Annotated in this window: 12 protein-coding genes and 2 pseudogenes; all 14 read left to right on the top strand. The window is 65.4% G+C overall.

The features are described from left to right. Nucleotides 1-44: 44 nt before the first annotated feature. Nucleotides 45-894, top strand: a pseudogene (locus V6584_RS05970) (alpha/beta fold hydrolase); the annotation flags it as partial. A gap of 80 nt (nucleotides 895-974) precedes the next feature. After that, nucleotides 975-2,003, top strand: a complete 1,029-nt coding sequence (gene nudC / locus V6584_RS05965) for an NAD(+) diphosphatase (RefSeq protein WP_340469573.1) — start codon at nucleotides 975-977, stop codon at nucleotides 2,001-2,003. A gap of 127 nt (nucleotides 2,004-2,130) precedes the next feature. Further along, a complete protein-coding gene (locus V6584_RS05960; RefSeq protein WP_340469572.1) occupies nucleotides 2,131-3,822 on the top strand; it encodes a L,D-transpeptidase in 1,692 nt (563 codons plus the stop codon). Between the two features lie 100 nt (nucleotides 3,823-3,922). Continuing rightward, entirely contained in the window at nucleotides 3,923-4,336 is a 414-nt protein-coding gene (gene gcvH, locus V6584_RS05955) for a glycine cleavage system protein GcvH (protein WP_340469571.1), read from the top strand. A gap of 21 nt (nucleotides 4,337-4,357) precedes the next feature. Next, the gene (locus tag V6584_RS05950) at nucleotides 4,358-5,674 is read left to right on the top strand and encodes an App1 family protein (RefSeq protein ID WP_340469570.1); all 1,317 of its coding nucleotides are present in this window, start codon (nucleotides 4,358-4,360) and stop codon (nucleotides 5,672-5,674) included. 117 nt (nucleotides 5,675-5,791) lie between these two features. Next, nucleotides 5,792-8,200: a S9 family peptidase gene (locus V6584_RS05945; protein WP_404802606.1), complete on the top strand. Its 2,409-nt coding sequence runs from the start codon at nucleotides 5,792-5,794 to the stop codon at nucleotides 8,198-8,200. A 91-nt stretch (nucleotides 8,201-8,291) separates the two neighbouring features. Next, nucleotides 8,292-9,335 carry a 3-isopropylmalate dehydrogenase gene (locus V6584_RS05940; protein ID WP_340486260.1) on the top strand — a complete coding sequence of 348 codons (1,044 nt, stop codon included), beginning with the start codon at nucleotides 8,292-8,294 and terminating at the stop codon, nucleotides 9,333-9,335. Between the two features lie 433 nt (nucleotides 9,336-9,768). Then, the gene (locus V6584_RS05935) at nucleotides 9,769-10,239 is read left to right on the top strand and encodes a TM2 domain-containing protein (protein WP_340469565.1); all 471 of its coding nucleotides are present in this window, start codon (nucleotides 9,769-9,771) and stop codon (nucleotides 10,237-10,239) included. Next, on the top strand, nucleotides 10,236-11,624 hold the full coding sequence (locus tag V6584_RS05930) for a lipoate--protein ligase family protein (protein ID WP_340469564.1): 1,389 nt from the start codon (nucleotides 10,236-10,238) through the stop codon (nucleotides 11,622-11,624). Before V6584_RS05935 ends, V6584_RS05930 begins: the two co-directional genes overlap by 4 nt. Nucleotides 11,625-11,720: 96 nt before the next feature. Then, nucleotides 11,721-12,440 carry a Crp/Fnr family transcriptional regulator gene (locus tag V6584_RS05925; protein WP_340469563.1) on the top strand — a complete coding sequence of 240 codons (720 nt, stop codon included), beginning with the start codon at nucleotides 11,721-11,723 and terminating at the stop codon, nucleotides 12,438-12,440. Nucleotides 12,441-12,493: 53 nt separating this feature from the next. Beyond that, nucleotides 12,494-14,767, top strand: coding sequence for a transglycosylase domain-containing protein (locus V6584_RS05920; protein ID WP_340469561.1), 2,274 nt, complete (start codon nucleotides 12,494-12,496; stop codon nucleotides 14,765-14,767). A gap of 270 nt (nucleotides 14,768-15,037) precedes the next feature. Then, entirely contained in the window at nucleotides 15,038-16,231 is a 1,194-nt protein-coding gene (locus V6584_RS05915; RefSeq protein ID WP_340469560.1) for an NADH:flavin oxidoreductase/NADH oxidase, read from the top strand. Between the two features lie 53 nt (nucleotides 16,232-16,284). Continuing rightward, nucleotides 16,285-17,088, top strand: a complete 804-nt coding sequence (locus tag V6584_RS05910; protein WP_340469559.1) for a polyprenol monophosphomannose synthase — start codon at nucleotides 16,285-16,287, stop codon at nucleotides 17,086-17,088. 300 nt (nucleotides 17,089-17,388) lie between these two features. Beyond that, nucleotides 17,389-18,180: pseudogene (locus V6584_RS05905) on the top strand (DeoR/GlpR family DNA-binding transcription regulator); the annotation flags it as partial. Nucleotides 18,181-18,244: the final 64 nt, after the last annotated feature.

Genomic DNA, 18,244 nt, shown 5'->3' with positions numbered 1-18,244 from the left:
AGGCTTGTCTGACGGAAGGGAAGATGGCTGTGAACCAGACGAGAATGGACCTGCACAACACCATATACAGGGCGGGGGGCGGTCTGCCCGTCGTCCTCATCCACGCCTTCCCCGTGGACCACAGGATGTGGGACCGCTGCGCCGCGGAACTGATCGACCTGTGTGACCGGTCCGGGTTGGATCCCTTTCCCGTCTATGCACCTGACATGCCGGGAGCCGGCGGCAGCCCCGTCCCCACGGCGGCGCAGAGCGGACCTCTTGCAGCCGACGGCGCGTATACCCAGGCTTTGGACCTCATGGCCGACGCCCTTGTGGACCTGCTGAGGTCGACCGGGGCCAGCCGGGCCATATGGGTGGGACTGTCGATGGGGGGATACGCCGTTGAAGCCATCTGGAGAAGGCACCCGGAGACCGTGGCGGGTCTCGCCCTGTGTGACACGGCGATGAAGGCGGATGCCCCCGAGTCGCGCAGCCGTCGGCTGGCCATAGCCGATGAGTGCCTGCGGGAGGGTCATGTGGACCCGGTCATGGGCTTTGCCGACGTGCAGGAGGGGGACTCCACGGTCAAGCGCTCGCCCTGGTTCATCAGGGAGCTGGGGGGGGTGGATCCGCTCGCAGGACCCGGGCGGCGTGGCATGGAGGGAGCGTATGGCGGCGGGACGTCCAGACCAGACCCACCTGGCCGGCACGATCGACGTGCCGGTGGCCATGGTTTCGGGCCGGTGCGATCCCTCGGCCAACCCCGACAGGATGGCCCCGCTCATGCAGGCCATGGATTCCTGCCTGGTCAGGTTCACGGCCATCCCCGACTGCGGCCACTTCAGCGCGGTCGAACACCCCTCCACCGTGGCCCGCGCCCTCATGGACCTGGTCCTGACGGTCAAGGAGCGCGATCGGGAGATGCCGGGGGATCCTGCCCGGGTCGGAGGGTCGATGGGGCCGGACCGGCAGGCTGATGACCGGGGGGCCGGGCGATGAGCCGGATGCCCTCCCTTTTCTCCCCTCTCGCCCTGACACGTGTTCTTACCACACTCCCTCTGGCACAGGGGGATGTGGACTATCAGGTGGCCCGGAGGACCGACCCGGACCTCCTGCCCGGCCTCCTGACCCGGGGGAAGGCCGTGGTCATCCTGGTCCGAAGGGGCCGGGTGGCTGTTCCCCGGGGTCAGAGCCTCCTGGCCCCACGTCGGGCGGGGAGGATCCGTCTGGCCACCATCCCGGCCGCCTACCTGGCGGATGCCCTGGGCCTGGACCGATCCGGACCGGCTCCCGAGGCCCTGTATTATCTGGGTTCCAGGCAGGGGGCGGATTATCTTGCCCTGGATCTGGGGCTCCTGGAAGGTACCTGTCCGCCAGGGGCGGGGGAGGCCGGAAGGCTGGTCGACAAAGGTTTCGACTGGGTGGGGTTGGATGGGTTCGCCCCCCACGCCTCCCCCCGCCAGGTGGGCCTGGCCACCAGCGCGGTCTGCCTGAGCAACTGGCAGACGGGCCAGAGATTCTGCCCCCTATGCGGTTCTCCGGTCAGGGCCGCCCAGGCCGGATGGGCGCAGACCTGCGTGGGCCGGGGGGTGTCCCACACCCTCTTCCCCAGGGTCGAGCCGGCCGTCATCACCTCCATCGTGGATGCCGACGACCGCCTCCTCCTCCAGCACAACAGGGCCTGGAAGGAAGGTCTTGTCTCGGTATGTGCCGGCTTCGTGGAGGCCGGGGAGAACCTGGAGCACGCAGCCAGGAGGGAGGCCATGGAAGAGGTGGGGGTGCCTGTGGGTGAGCTCCGCTACATGGGTTCACAGCCCTGGCCCTTTCCTGCCTCCCTGATGGTGGCCTTCAAGGGGAGGGCCCTGGACACTGCCGTCCGGACGGACGGGGAGGAGACCCTCAGCGCCCGTTGGGTCTCCCGTGACGACCTGGTGGCGCTCATCGCCCGGGGGGATATGGAACTTCCCGGAAGGGCGACGATAGCCCGCAGCATGATCCAGGAGTGGTACGGTTCGGACCTGTGAGACCGTTGGGGGCATGGGCGAGCGTCGCCGCGGATGCCCGGCTGGCGGCTGCATCCGCCCGGTGCCGGGAACGGCGCCCCCAGGCGGTAAGATATCGGCGTAAGACGAGAGCCGTGGAAGGTGGACGATGACCAGCGAAGGGGTAAGGGATCCGAAGGAGCCGTCAGCCGGGTCTGGTCCGGTGATTGGATCTGAGCGGGGAGATGACGACTCCACCATGGTCATGCCCCCCATCGCCTCCGATGCCATGGAGGGGGGCCGGGACTCCCAGGTGGAGCCGGTGGACCTCTTTGACCAGACGGAGGGATGGAAGGCCTTTTCGGAGGTCGGCGCAGACCGGGGAGGAGGGGAAGGCGATCAGGCCATCCCTGTCAGACACCGGCGGTGGCCCCTTGTCCTCCTGTGCGTCCTTGCCCTCCTGGCGGCCTTCTTGGTCGGCGCCTTCTTCGGCGCACGGGAGTACTTCCAGCAGCGGGCCGCCCCCGGTGTGGTCTTCGCAGGGCAGAGCGTGGCCGGCAAGGATTCATCCCAGCTCAGGGAGCTTGTCACAAGTCGGACCGGGTCGGCATCCCTGAAGATCCAGGACCAGAAAGGGACCAAGGTCGAAGCCAGCCTGGCCGATCTGGGTGTGGCCGTGGACACGGACGGGACGGTCAAGGCCCTCCTGACGGCCAAACAGGGGAGTGATTTCAATCGGTTGAACCCCTTCCTACCCTCCTCCGTCCCCCTGGTCACGAAGGTGGACGAAGGGAAGCTCGACGACTTCCTGACCGACAGGTTCATAGGGGAAAAGGACCGGGCCCTCCCCTCATCCATTGCATATGACGGCCGGTCGGGACGGTTCCGGGTGCACGCAGGCAGGGGTGGCCAATCCCCCCGTCTGGCCCCGGTCAAGGAGGCCATAGACTCCCTTTCCAAGGATCCCGCTGGTCAACCCTCCGTAAGCGTCACCTACGATTCCGTACAGACGCCGATCAGCAAGGAGAAGGCGGATAAGGCGGCAGATGAGGCCAATCGGCGTCTGGTCTCCCCCATAGTCATCCAGACCGGCGACGACAACAGGATGACCATTCCCGCCGATAAGGTGGCGGCCTGGATCAAGCCGGAGTCGGACCTTCAGCAGGGTGCCATCAATCTGGATTACGACCGGGGGGCCGTCGCCGACTATCTCTCCACCGCCCTTCCGGGCAAGCTCAACAGGAAAATGGTGACCCAGACCGACATCAAGGACTCCAAAGGCAACGTCATCGTCACCACGGTGAGGGGGGTCGACGGCGTCCAGGTCAAGGGGGTCGACGGGACGGTCGGGCAGGTTGTGAAGGCCCTCCAGTCGGGAGACGGGGCGACCATCCAGGCCGCGGCCGACGTGACCCCCCACGATGTGAAGTCCAGGACCGTCAACTACGACATACCCGACGGCGACATGTGGATCAGGGTGAATCTCTCCGATCAGACGGCCACCGCATACAGGGGGACCACCCAGGTCAAGGTCTTCCCAATCTGCAGCGGCCGGCCGGTCGACGGCCGGGAGTCGGACACCGGCACCTTCTTCATCAACATCCGTTACGAGGTCCAGACCATGGTCGGCAGGGATTACGTGACTCCAGGCGTGAAGTGGGTCTCCTACTACAACAAGGGCGAGGGCTTCCACACGGCCAATTGGAACGGCACGGGGATAGCGCGGGGGGATCCGGCCCACTATGGCTCCCACGGCTGCATCAACATGAATGAGCAGGATGCCAAGTGGATCTACGACAACGCCCCCGTCGGGACCATGGTCAAGGTGGAGGGGCACGAGCCGGCAGGCCCGGTCCGATGAAGGCCCCGGCCCGGACCTTCGACCGCAGGATGGTCCTGGGCCGTCTCACTTGGCGTGTGTTTTGGACGCCTGGATGGGGCCTGGCGGTACGCTTGTATGTATGAATGAGGAAAACAGCGAACAGGTCACGAACCTGGAGGTACCAGACCACCTGCTTTATTCGCAGGACCATGTCTGGGTGGACACATCGTCAAGCCCTGCTGTGATGGGCGTGACCGAGTACGCCGAGGAACAGTTGGGAGACCTGGTCTTCCTGGACCTGCCCGAGGTGGGGACCCGGGTGCAGGCGGGCGACGAGGTGGTCGAATTGGAGTCCTCCAAGGCCGTCGAGCCCCTGGTGACCCCGGTTTCCGGGACCATCACCTATGTGAACAGGGATGCCTCGGATGATCCGGGCGTGATCAACTCCGACCCTTACGGGGAGGGCTGGATCATGAAGCTGGAACTCGAGGACGAGGAGCCTGAACTGATGACCGCAAAGGAGTACGGGGCTCTCATAGCAAGGCTGTCTTGAGCCCGGGGACGGAAGAGGAGCATGACGGCGGACAGGGAGCGTAAGAGGCAGGGGACGGTGTCCCGGTCCATTCCGGGGGTCGGCCTCAAGGGCCGGGGGCCCGCAAAGGGCCGTCCCATCCAGGTCACGCCGGTGGTCACCACCTTCGATGCGGCCATCCCTGACGAACGCATCGAGAACAAATCCTTCCCCATCCGTCTGCTCAGGCGGGCGCTGACCGGAGTCTTCGACCTCTGGGTCAGGCTGTCCACCCGGCTGACGGGGCGTCTGGGGTGGCATCCCAGGGTCGAGCCCTATGTGGGGTACGGCACAGAAGCCTACTCCAGACTCATATGCCGGACAGTCCTGGCGGATTCCAACCCCCACACCCCCCGGGCCATGAGGGGGATCAGGGCCCTTCTGACCGTCCCCTCCCCCCGCACTCGGGTGGCCATAGCCATAGACGGGGTCCCCATAGGAACCGTCCAGATGGCCGACTCGACCAGCTTCGAGGCCTTCGACAGCGGAAGGAACCTGAGCAGCGAATTCGCCTTTTCCGATTGGTCGGGCTACCTGGACCTGGTCGCCGAGCACGACCTGGTCCCCGGGGTCCACAGGGTCACATACCAGGTCAAGAACCGTCCGCCGGTCACGGCCCCCCTCTACATCGTCTCCGGGAAGGCCCGTCTGGGGGTGATCTCGGATGTGGACGACACCATCATGATCACCCAGGTGCCCAGCATGTGGAAGGCGGCATACAACTTCCTCCTGTCCAACCCCCATACCAGGGCCTCCGTTCCCGGCATGAGCGTCTTCTACAGCAAGATCCGGGACCTGGCCCCCCAGGCGCCCTTCTTCTACCTGTCGGCCTCCCCCTGGAACGTGGAGGGGTCGATCAGGGGGTTCATCGAGGACCATGGCTTCCCTCCCGGCCCCCTCCTCCTGCGCGACCTGGACCCCCGGCCCAAGACCTTCGTCCCCTCCATCGTCAGACACAAGATGGAGTTCATCCACCAACTCATGGCCGACTTCCCCGACATGCGCTTCATCCTTCTGGGTGATGACGGACAGAGGGATCCGACCACCTTCGCCGAGGTGGCCCGCAGGTATCCGGGCAGGGTCGTGGCCATCGGGATCCGTCAGCTGAGCCCCGGGGAGTCCAAACTGGGGGCCCTGACAGAGAGGACCTCCAGCCAGCCTGCCCCCGTGACCGACGTCCCCGTCTTCTACGGGACCACAGGTGCCAACCTGATGAGGACCATGCTGCCCTACCTGGCCGGTGTCCTGGAGGAGGAGCCCCTGCCCGCCTCAAGGCGCAAGAGGGGATGGGGCCGGGCCCGGCGGGGGCGGAAGGGCTGACAGGGATCGGCCGGCCGCCGGATCGGATGCAGGACGTGCACGGGCCGCGCTTATAATCGCCTCATGATTCCATCTTCGCTTCCCCTGCGCGGCGCATCCCATCGTCCTGTCCCCCCGGTGGCGGAGCGGCACCCGCAGGCCAGGACCTTCCATTCGGACACCTTCAACGACCCCTACGAGTGGATGAGGGGGAAGGAGGACCCCCGGACGCAGGCCTATGTGGCCGCCCAGAACGACTATTGCGACAGGAGGATGGCCCACCTGTCGGGTCTGAGGAAGACCCTCTTCGAAGAGCTGCGCGACCGGGTCAAGCAGGACGATGTGTCCGTGCCCACCCGCCTGCACGGATACTGGTACTACGGACGGACCAGGGAGGGGTCCCAGTACGGCCTGCAGTGCAGGGTCCCCGTCAGGGGGGAGGACGACTGGGAACCGCCGAAGATCAGCGCCGGGCCGGGGGAGGGCCTGCCCGGGGAGGAGGTGGTCTTCGACGCCAACGCCCAGGCCGAGGGGCACGACTTCTTCTCCCTGGGCACCCTGGACCTGAGCCGTGACGGCCGTTACATGCTCTACGGGGTGGACACCAGGGGTGACGAACGTTACGACCTGCACATCCGCGACCTGGATGAGGGCCGGGATCTGCCCGACCTGATTTCATCGGTCAGCTCAGGAGGGATCATCACCCCGGACGGCCGCTGGGTCTTCTACACCAGGATGGACCGGGCCTGGCGCCCCTGTGCCGTGTGGAGGCACCAGGTGGGGACCGATGCGGGGAAGGACGTCCGTGTCTTCGAGGAGGGGGACGAACACTTCTGGGCTGGGGTGGGGCTGAGCTATGACGAGGGCTCGGTCATGATAGCCACCTCCTCCAAGACCACCAGCGAGATCCTCATCCTCCCTTTGACCGACCCCACCGGTGAGTTCGTCCCCTTCATCCCCCGTAAGGAGGGGGTCGAATACGATGTGAACCTCAGCCGATTCGAAGGGGCGGGCCAGGGGGGCAGGGATATCCCGGTGGCCGTGGTCTACCACAACGTGGGCTGTCCCAACTTCTGCGTCGACCTGATAGACATGAGGGACCACCGACCCCCCTACCGCCTGGGGGAGGGGGTCCGCCTGGCTCAGGGAAGTCCCTACGGCTGCGAAGGGGGTGGACAGGTCGGGGAGCCCGTTGACCGTCCCTATGACGACCCCGGCAACCCCGCCATCCTGCGCGGTGCCCGGGGGCTGGCCATAGAGGGGGTGGGCTTCCACCGGGACTTCGTCCTCCTCAGCTACCGGTCCTCAGGCCTTCCCCATCTGGCTGTCACGACCAAAAAGGAGGCCCTCGAGGACTTCCTCCAGGGACGGCCCTGGAGGTTCCGCCCGATCGAACCCGGCCAGCAGCAGGGGGCGGTCTACTCGATCGGTTCCGTCGACAACCCCTCCTATCAGGCTCCCAGGCTCCGCTACGCCTTCTCCTCTTACACCCATCCCTCCCAGCTGCACGAACTGGATCCGGCGACAGGCCGGGACGTCCTCCTCAAGGAGGCTGAGGTCCTTGGCGGCTTCGACCCGGAAAGGTACGCGGAACGACGGCTCTGGGTCCGTGTGCGCGACGGGGCCCTGGTCCCGGTCTCCCTGGTCTGGCGGCGTGGGATGGTCCCCGGATTGGACGCCGACGGCGTGTACGGGTTTGACGACACCGTCATCCCTTCCCCCTCGCCGTCCGACCTTGAGGCCCTGGGCTGGCCGGGTAACAGGGAGGAGGGGGAGACGCGGCGCCAGGGTTCCCCCCTCTTCATCACCGGCTACGGGGCTTATGAGGTGAGTTCAGACCCCTCCTTCTCCATCGCCCGCCTCAGCCTGATGGACAGGGGGGTCCTCTACGCGGTGGCCCATGTGCGCGGGGGCGGCGAGATGGGAAGGGCTTGGTACGAGCAGGGGCGGCGTCTGCACAAGAGGCGGACCTTCGAGGACTTCGTCGACGTGACCGCCGCCCTTCAGGCCCGTGGATGGGCCGATCCGATGAGGACGGTGGCCAACGGCGGGTCAGCCGGGGGCCTGCTCATGGGGGCAGTGGCCAACATGGCCCCCCAGCTATACGCCGGCATCGAGGCGGATGTCCCCTTCGTCGATGCCCTGACCAGCATCCTGAACCCGGACCTTCCGCTGACGGTGACCGAGTGGGATGAATGGGGAGACCCCCTCCATGACCCCAAGGCATATGCCTACATGAAGTCATACAGTCCTTACGAGAACGTGGAGGACGCTTCGGAACGCAGGAGGCGGTTGGGAACGGACCACTTCCCCACGGTGCTGGTCACCACCTCCATGAATGACACCCGGGTCCTCTATGTGGAGCCGCTCAAGTGGGTGGCCAGGCTTCAGGAACCCTCGGTCGGGGCCGATGCCATGATCAAGATCGAGGCGGAGGCCGGCCATGCAGGCATCACAGGACGCTACAGGCAGTGGGAGGAGCTGGCCTATGAGAATGCCTTCTGCCTTTCGGTCCTACGGCCTGACGGAGGTGCGGCGGCCAGCTGAACGGGCAGGCCAGGCCCAGTCCTGCCAACCCCCTGTCTGACATGTGGTCATCAGGGGGCAGGTGAGGCCCGGCCCGCCTATGCTCGTGGTCATGGATGCAAAAACCGGAACCTCTTACCACATAGCCGTCGTGCCCGGTGACGGCATCGGCAGGGAGATAGTCCCCCAGGCTCAGGCGGCCCTGCAGAAGGCGGCAGGCGGCCAGGCCGACTTCATCTTCGACGACTTCGACCTTGGTGCCGAACGCTACCTGCGCGACGGGTCCATCCTGCCCGATGACGAGCTGGACAGGCTCAAGGGGGAGGACGCCATCCTCCTGGGGGCCATCGGGGACCCCAGGGTCAAGGCGGGGGTCCTCGAGAGGGGGCTCCTGCTCAGGATGCGGTTCGAACTGGACCAGTATGTGAACCTTCGCCCCACCAGACTCTATGAGGGGGTCTCCTCCCCCCTGGCCGACCCGGGCCGGATCGACTTCGTGGTCGTCCGCGAGGGCACGGAGGGCCTTTATGCCGGGGCAGGTGGATCCATCCGGAGGGGGACCCCGCAGGAGGTGGCCACCGAGGTCTCGATCAACACGGCCTATGGGGCGGAACGGGTGATTCGGTACGCCTTCCGTCTGGCCATGTCCCGGCGGCGCAGGCTGACCCTGGTCCACAAGAAGAACGTACTGACCAATGCCGGTGACATGTGGCAGCGCCTGGTCGACAAGGTGGGGGAGGAGTACCCCCAGGTCGAGAGGGAGTACCTCCACATCGACGCCTGCACGATATTCCTGGTGACCGACCCGGGCAGGTTCGATGTGATCGTGACGGACAACCTCTTCGGCGACATACTCACCGACGAGGCCGGGGCGGTGGTCGGCGGCGTGGGCTACTCGGCCTCCGGCTGCATCAATGCGGACGGCACATACCCCTCCATGTTCGAACCCATCCACGGGTCCGCTCCGGACATAGCCGGCAGGGGGGTGGCCAACCCCACGGCCGCCATCCTCTCGGCGGGCATGCTCCTGCGGAACCTGGGATTGGAAGAGGCGGCCGGGCGCATTGACAGGGCCGTCGAGGAGGACATCCGCGAGCTGGGTTCCACCCGGAGGGGAACCGACCAGGTCGGGCGGGACATCCTGGACAGGATCTGAGCCGCATTGAATCCATGCACCATCCCGGCGGTAACCTGGGGGTATGACGATGAATCCAGAAGATGACCGACCCGGCCGGGACCAGGTCGGCCCGACCGGCCCCGGGGTCCGTTCCGATTCCTCCGAGTCTGCCACAGGGGCGGGGGTAAAACGGCCCGAGGCAGATGGCCGTGGACCGCAAGCCGCTCCCGGCCAGTGGACGGGAACGGGCCAGCAGCCCGGCGGTCCCTCCCGGCCCCAGCAGTCCCGGACCGGTTACCCCCCGGCCGGGCAGCCAACAGCCCCTTGCCCTCCTGGATGGCAGCCAACAGCCCCTTATCCTGCCTCTTGGCAGCAGACGGCCCCTTATCCTCCGGCAGGTGGGTCCGCCCCCCTTCCGCAGGCCATGGGGTATGGCCCCGTCCCCTTGCAGCAGCCCGGCACACAGCCGTCCATGCCCTTCCAAGGGGCCTCCTACCCTCCTGCCTACCCTGTGTATCCCGCCTACAATGCCTATCCGGCTTATCCCCCATATCCCCCTTATCCCGCTTACTACGCGCAGCCCTTCAGCCCCTATCCGCCCGCCTACCCATATGGGCCAGGGGGGCGCCGCAAGGGGAAGAAGGCATACAACCCGTACGGCCTTTACGGTGATGTCTACGCGGCCCCGCCCGCCGCGCACACGAAGCTGACCGCAGGCCTCCTCAGCATCTTTCTGGGCATCCTCGGCATGCAGAACTTCTATCTGGGCCGGTACGGGTGGGGAATCGCCCAGGTGATGATAACCGTGGTGGGGGCGTTCTTCTTCTTCATCGGCCCTGCCGTCAACATCATCTGGGGAATCGTCCAGGGGATCCTGATCCTCACTTCCAAGAAGGGCTCCTTCTGGCATCGGGACGCCCGTGGTCTGGAGCTGGTCGATTGACCCTGGCGAATGATGTCCAGGGGGAGGGTTTCCGCCTGTACAAGGGGCGGGGGGAGTGCAAGCGGTCAGGCGGGAAGTTGGTGGCGGTCACCGTGGGGGTGTGCCTGGACGGGGACGGCCGCGTAGGCAATAGCGGACGGGGACGCATCGTGACCTGCGGCATCGACGGCGACTTCTTCATCGACGGCTCCAGGGACCTGACCGGTCCCGGCCGAAGTCCCGGACCGGAAGGGTCCCGGAGGCCTTCCTCCGGGACCCCCAGGAGGGACCTTGCGCACGGCGGGGAGGGACAGGACCTCCTGCGGGACCTGGAGGGGGCGGTCAGGGCCACACCACTGCCCCTGGAGCCGGCGAAGCTGGAAGGGGACCTCCGGGCCGTCATGGACGGGTATCCCGAAGCGGCCATCCTCGGCATCACCGCTTGGGATATCGTGACGGCCCTGACCAGGGCCCTGGCCCAGGCGGTGGACGGTTCCAGGGGCCCCGCCGCTCCTGCCCCCGATTCCTCCCAGGGGGGTGAGCGCGCTACGGCTGGTGGGAGGGCATCAGCAGACGAGGGCCGGTGGATGGGTCCCGACTGGCCGGATGGGTTCGTGAAACGATGGGGCGACCTGGACCTGGTCCTGATCAGGGACCGGCCCCGGGATCCCGTCATGCAGATGGCCGTGGACCAGGCACTGGCGGAAGGGGTGGCGGAGGGCCAAGAACCCCCCACCCTGCGGTTGTGGTCCTGGTCGGCCCCTGCGGTCGTCATCGGCCGCTTCCAATCCCTGGGCAACGAGGTGGACCGGGATGCCGCCCGCCGGCTGGGGTTCACCGTGGTCAGACGGACGACCGGGGGAGGGGCCATGTTCGTGGAGCCGGACAGGGTGATCACTTACTCCCTCTATTTGCCTGCCTCCTTCGTGGAAGGGCTGGACGTGGCATCCTCATACCGCCTGTGCGACCTCTGGCTGATCAGGGGGTTGAACCTGCTGGGTGTCAGGGCGGGTTGGCAGGGGATGAACGACATAGCCTCACCCAGGGGGAAAATGGGGGGCGCCTCCCAGCGCCGTCTGCCGCCGGCCGGCAGGGGGCCGGGTGGGATCCTCCACCACGTCACCCTCTCCTACACGGTCGATGCAGCCAAGATGTCACATGTGCTCAAGGTGTCCAAGGAGAAGCTCTCGGACAAGGCGGTGACCTCGGCCAGGAGGAGGGTGGACCCGATCAGCTCCCAGACCGGTCTGTCACGGGCCGACCTGGTCGATGGCCTCCTGGACACCCTTCCCGGTCTGGTCAGGAGCCTGTCTGCCGGGACGGTCGACCCGGACACCATGGCAAGAGCCGGTTCCCTTGCGGCAGGGCGTTATTCCGACCCGGCCTGGACGTCGGTCATCGTATGAAGGCTGGGCTACAATCGTGTGAGTTGATTGATCGGCACGGTCCCGCAAGGACAAGGGGTCAAGGACGATTCCCAGAGGTGAGGAGGTTTTCCTGATATGGCGGTGCGCAAGCCCAATGAAAGTCCCGACGAAGAGAACGCTTTGCGACAGACCGCCCTGTTCAAGCAGGTGCCCCGGGAGGATGCCGACCAACTGCTGGGAAGCCTGACGGAATATGTCTTCACCAAGGGGTCGACCATCTTCCGGCAGGGTGACAAGGACCACCGGATGTACGTGATCGAAGAGGGCAGGGTCAAGCTCATCAGGCAGGCTGCGGACAGGCGTGTCCAGCTGCTCAGCATCAACGGCCGGGGGGAGATCCTGGGCGAGATACCTGTCTTCGATCCCAACGGGGGGCCGCGTACCGCCTCGGCGGTGGTCATGGTCAACCGGACCAGGGTGGCCGCCCTGGAACATGACGCCCTGTTCAGCTGGCTCAACCAGCATCCCCGCGTGGCCGTCGACATGCTCCAGGTCCTGGCCAACCGGCTGCGAGCCAACAACGAGCGGATTTCCGACCTGGTCTTCATGGATGTCCCGGCCCGCCTGGCCAAGACCCTCCTGGACCTGGCCACCCGCTTCGGCGAGCCCTTCGAGCAGGGGCTCATGGTCCCGCACGATCTGACCCAGGAGGAACTGGCCCAGCTGGTGGGTGCTTCCAGGGAGACCGTCAACAAGGCCCTGATGGACTTCTCCAACCGAGGCTGGATCTCGCGCAGGGGCAGGGCCATCGTCATCTACCGGCCAGGTGCCCTCATCCGCCGTTCCAGGATGTGAAGGCCCTGCGTCCCCGTCCGGCCAGGTAGGCCTGGGGTCATAGAATGGTAGCCATGCCTGGAAAAAAGAGATCCATGACGGTGCGCCGTTTCTTCACACTCATATTGGCCTATCTCATGTTCTGCGTCGCGGGCGGCGTGGTTGTGTCCGGTTTTCTTTTTCCCGGCGTCTTTGCAGCCAATGTGGCGGCCAAGAAGCTCATGCCGGCCATGAACATCGACAGCATCGATTTCGACGTGACCGATCTGCCCCAGCAGTCCCGCATCTACGCTTCCGACGGCAAGACCGTCATCGCCACCTTCTATGCCCAGAACCGCATCGTCGTCCCCATCGGTGAGGTCTCGGACTACATGCAGAAGGCCGTGGTGGCCAGGGAGGACCGCAGGTTCTTCGAGCACGCGGGCGTCGACACCCAGGGGGTCCTCAGGGCCTTCATCCAGACATACATAAAGAAGGGTGACACCCAGGGGGGATCCTCCCTGACCCAGCAGTATGTCAAGAACGTCCTCATGAGCCAGGCCGAGGAGGAGAACGACCCCATCGGCGAATACCACGCCCGCGAGGAGACCATTGCCCGCAAGATGCGCGAGATGCTGATAGCCGTGCAGATGGAGAAGAAATACACCAAGGCCGAAATCCTCCAGGGCTATCTGAACATAGCCCAGTTCGGGACCAAGGTGTACGGGGTGGAGACCGCCGCGCAGCACTACTTCAGCAAGTCGGCCAAGGACCTGGACCCCGGGGAGGCGGCCACCATCGCGGCGGTGACCAAGAATCCCGCCCGCTTCGATCCCACCGTCAACGTTGAGGAATCCCAGGAGCAGCGTGACATCGTGCTGGATCTCATGCACCAGCAGGGTTACATCACCGCCAAGCAGAACCGGGAGTCCAAGGCCAAACCCCTCAAGGACATGCTCCATGTCAAGAGCGTCGACGCGGGATGCCAGGCCGCCGGAGATGCCGCCTTCTTCTGCGACTATGTGACCAAGCAGATCATCAATTCCTCGGAGTTCGGCAAGACCAGGCAGGACAGGGTCCGCCTCCTGAACGAGGGGGGCCTGCAGATCTACAGCACGATGGATGTCAAGGCGAACGAGGCCGCCATGAACGCGGCCCGCAACACCATACCGGTCGAGGACCCCAGCGGTTTCGAGGTGACCATCGCAGCCATCAGGCCGGGGACGGGCGAGGTGCTCGGGTTCGGGCTGAACCGGATCTACGACGCCACCGACAAGTCCGGAGGCACAAGGACGGCCATCAACTACGCCGTCGATCAGAACGACGGAGGGGGTCTGGGCAACCCCGTAGGCTCCACCTGGAAGCCCATCAACATGGCCGCCTGGATGAAACAGGGCCACTCCATAAACGAACCCCTGCGGACCTCGACCAACTACCCGGAGTCCGTCTTCAACTGCCAGGGTCCCGATGGGGTCAAATATGATTTCAAATCCGTCAACTGGCATGTGGAGAATTCCGGGGGCGGCACCGTCGGCACGGAGACCCCCCTCCAGGGTCTGATCAAGTCCCACAACACCACCCAGGCCTCCATGGCACAGCAGATAGGCCTGTGTGCAATCGCGGACACAGCCAAGGACATGGGCTACCACAATTCGATCTCCTCGGCCATGGACGTGTATTCCAATCTCCAGCCCCCCATGATCATCGGAGCCGACCAGGCCTCCCCGCTGACCATGGCCAACGTCTATGCCACCCTGGCGGCAAACGGCAAGGCCTGCACCCCGATCTCCCTGAAGAAGGTGATCAAGCGCAACGGCGAGTCCATGCCCATCCCCAAGGCCAACTGCCACCAGGCCATCGATCCGGCCATCGCGCAGACCGTGGCCTACGCCCTCAACCAGGGTGTTGTCCAACCGGGAGGCGAGGCCAGGGTGACCCAGTTGGACGGGGGCCGCAAGACCTTCGCCAAGACAGGGACCCACGAGAACATGTACATGCTGACCGGGGGGTTCGTCCCCCAGGTGGCGGCCTTCGTGGCCGTGGGCAATGCCGAACGACAGGACAGGGACAAGGATTCCTTCACCAACAGGACCATCAACGGTCGGACCATGCGCACCTGGTATGGCATGTACATAGCCACCCCGGCCTGGAAGGATTTCATGAACACCTACCTGGCCCAGGCCAACATACCGATTGACAACAACTACGGGAACCCGGACCCCAAGTATACGGGCGGACCGGATACGGGCCAGCCCGACAAGGGCCAGCCACAGCCCCGGGAAGAGGACCGGGACGGGGGCGACGACAGGTCCCGGCAGCAGGGACAGGGCGAAGACCAGGACGATGAACAGGAGGACGTGGACCAGTGATGGAGCCCCCTTTCTGACCTGCCCGCAGGCCTGCCTCATCGTCCCTTTTCCAGAGCGGCCCCTCCCGCGATGGACCCCTCCCGCGAAGATGGGGAAAGGCCTACAATGGGTCGAAAGACAATAGGCGGAAGACGGGTGGTCCGGCATCTTGTCACGGCCTGCACCGTTGCCGTTGCAGATGACTGTCTGCCTTCGGCGTCCCGCTGGGGGTCCGGTGCGAGGGGTCGGTTCCCCCACCCGTCCCCACGATGTGCAATGGGAGGTATGGGCATGGTTGATCAAGGAAAAAAGCCGGCCGGGGAAGGTGCCGGAGGCGGGCGAGGCCCATCCGGGAGGCCGGGGAAGGACCGGCCGGAACAGGACCGTGCCCTGCCCGCCCTCTTCAGGCCTTTCCGCCTGCGCGACCTGACCGTCCGGAACAGGGTCTGGATGCCCCCGATGGACATGTACTCCGTCTACAGGCATGACGGGATTCCCACCCAGTTCCACTACCAGCACTACGTTTCCCGTGCCCTGGGCGGTTTCGGCGTGATCATCACCGAGGCCACCGCCGTCAGCCCCGACGGCCGCATATCACCATGCGACGTCGGCATCTGGAACGACGAGCAGGCCCGGGCCTGGGCGCGGATTGCCGAGGATATGAAGGCCTCGGGGACGGCCCCCATGGTCCAGTTGAACCATTCCGGCCGCAAGGGGTCATCAGGGTGCTCATCCATGGGACACATCAACGCCACAGTGCCGGTCCAGGAGGGTGGTTGGCAGCCGGCGGGGCCCAGCCCGATCCCGTACGGGCATATGGACACCCCACGGGAGATGAGTGTCCGTGACATCCACCAGGTCACGGATGATTTCCGTTCCGCCGCCCGCAGGGCTGTGCAGGCCGGGTTCGCGGGAATAGAGCTCCATGCAGCCCATGGTTACCTTCTTTCCGAGTTCCTGGATCCCCTGATCAACAAGCGCGGTGACGAGTACGGGGGCGACCTGTCCGGCCGCATGCGCCTTCTGGTGGAGGTCACCGACGCGGTGCGCGACGTGATGCCCGTAGGCATGCCCCTTCTGGTAAGGGTTTCTGCAACCGACTGGGCCCCCGGTGGCTGGGGGTTGGAGGAGACCGTCGAGGTGGCCAGGGTGCTCAAACTGCATGGGGTGGACCTGATCGATGTGTCGACCGGCGGTCTGGTGCCCGGCGTCAGCATACCGGCCAAGCCCGGCTACCAGGTCCCCTTCGCCACCCAGGTGCGCAACCAGGCCCTGGTCCCTGTCACGGCCGTGGGCCTGATCACCAGGCCCAAGCAGGCGGACAGGATAGTGCGCAAGAACCAGGCAGACGCGGTCGAAATAGGCAGAGCCGCCCTCAGGGAGCCGTACTGGCCCTTGCGGGCAGCCTATAAGCTGGGAATGGACCGGGAGGACATCCACTATCCTGAACCCTATGCCAGGGGGGCTTACGGAATCAGCCGGTGATCGGGGTCTCTCCGTTGAAAATCGGCCGTGCGCACTGACGAGGGGTTGATGACATGCAGGACGATGCGGGCGAAGAGGCCGTGCCTGTGAGCGGCAGGACCCTTGTGGTCATGCCCACATACGACGAGCGTGGCAACATCCGCTCGACCCTGTCGGGGGTCCTGGCCCGCTGCCCCCAGGTGGACATCCTGGTGGTCGATGACGGATCCCCGGACGGTACGGGTGTGCTGGCTGACGGGATGGCCCGGTCCGACAGGAGGATCCGGGTCATCCACAGGGCCGGCAAGCAGGGGTTGGGCCCCGCGTATCTGGAGGGGTTCCGATGGGCCCTGGACCAGGGGTATGACACCATCTGCGAAATGGACATGGACGGTTCGCATCGGCCTGCGGACCTGGTCAGGATCCTTGCCGTCCTGGCCTCCGATCCCTGCCTGGACCTCGTGATCGGCTCGCGCAGGGTGAAGGGTGGAAGGACGGCCAACTGGCCTTGGTACCGTGACCTGATCTCCCGGGGAGGGTCCCTGTACGCCCGCATCATGCTGGGCCTGTCCGCAAGGGATGTCACGGCCGGCTTCCGTGCCTACCGGGCCCGCATTCTCAAGCGGATCCCGCTGGACCAGGTCAGGTCGAACGGGTATGTCTTCCAGATCGACATGCTGCGCAGGGTCCTGGCCTCGGGAGGCCATGTGGCCGAAGTTCCCATCGTCTTCGTGGAGCGGAAGGTCGGAAGCTCCAAGATGAGTTCCTCAATCGTTGCGGAGGCCATGGTCCAGGTGACCCGGTGGGGGGTGGAGCGCTTGCGAGAGGGATTGAGGTCCGTCCCCCGCAAGGCCGGATGCCGTCATTCGGGCCGCTGAACGTCAAACGGGTGCATTCCCTGGTGGCCGGTCGCAGTGCCCTCATGGAGCCGTTCGGGCCGCCCATTCACGCCGCTCGCATTGCACCCCCTCCCAGCCCGGGGCCCGCTAGGAGGGGCGCCCGGCGAGGCCCCGACGGCAGCTGAATGTGCACTTACATCGATATAACAAACACAAAAGCAGGTCGGTGTTCATTTCCGAAAGCGACCATTTCGGACTCCCACCTGAAGAGATAACCCGATGGGCAAGTACCGCCCCGCGACCAGGAAACCCCGAAAGAGTTTGTCAGACTGGGCGAATGTGTGCGATAATGTTCGAATGATATCCTCACAACGACAGCACCTGATACTCAATAGGCTACGAACGCGTGGGGCCGTCCGTATCACCGCCCTGTCCAAGGAACTGGGTGTCTCGGCCATGACCATCCGCCGGGACATTGCCGACCTGGCGGACAAGGGCCTGCTCAAACGTGTGCACGGGGGGGCGGTCACCACCTCCTCCCTCCTGGCCGAGCCCCTTTTCTCGGTCAAATCCCAGATGGACATGGGGCTCAAGGATGCCATAGCCCGCAGGGCCATCGATTACGTTTCCCCCGGCGATGTGATTGCGATAGGCGGAGGCACCACGGCCTACGTCTTCGCCCAGCATCTTCTCGAAAGCCGCCAGTGCGCCGGGGTGACCATATTGACGAATTCCATCCCCGTGGCCGAACTGGTCCAGGCCATGGAGAGCAAGGATGTGGAGGTCATCGTCACGGGGGGCGTCATCACCCGGTCCAACTCCCTGGTGGGACCCATAGCCGACAAGGTGATCTCCTCGCTGAGGGTGAACACCGTCTTCCTGGGGACCCACTCGGTCTCCATACCCAGGGGCTTCCTCATGCCCAACTCCCTTGAGGCCGCCACGGATATGGCCTTGATGGACATCGCCGACCGGACGATCATACTGACCGACCACACCAAGTGGAGCTGCACCTCGCTCTCCCTTTTCGCCGGATTCGACCAGGTGGATACCGTCATCACCGACGATGGGCTGGACGACCGGTCCATTGAAGCCACCCAGGGCCTGGTCAGGGAACTGGTCCTCGCCCATGCCGCCCCTGAGGGGAACCAGGAGCAGACCTCAGGCCTCCCCGCCGGTGGATCCGTACCCGGCC

The sequence above is a fragment of the Bifidobacterium favimelis genome (genome assembly GCF_037963085.1).
In the GTDB taxonomy this organism is placed as follows: Bacteria; Actinomycetota; Actinomycetes; order Actinomycetales; family Bifidobacteriaceae; genus Bombiscardovia; species Bombiscardovia favimelis.
Note: the sequence above shows the minus strand (reverse complement) of the source record. Positions and strands in the feature narration are given on the sequence as shown.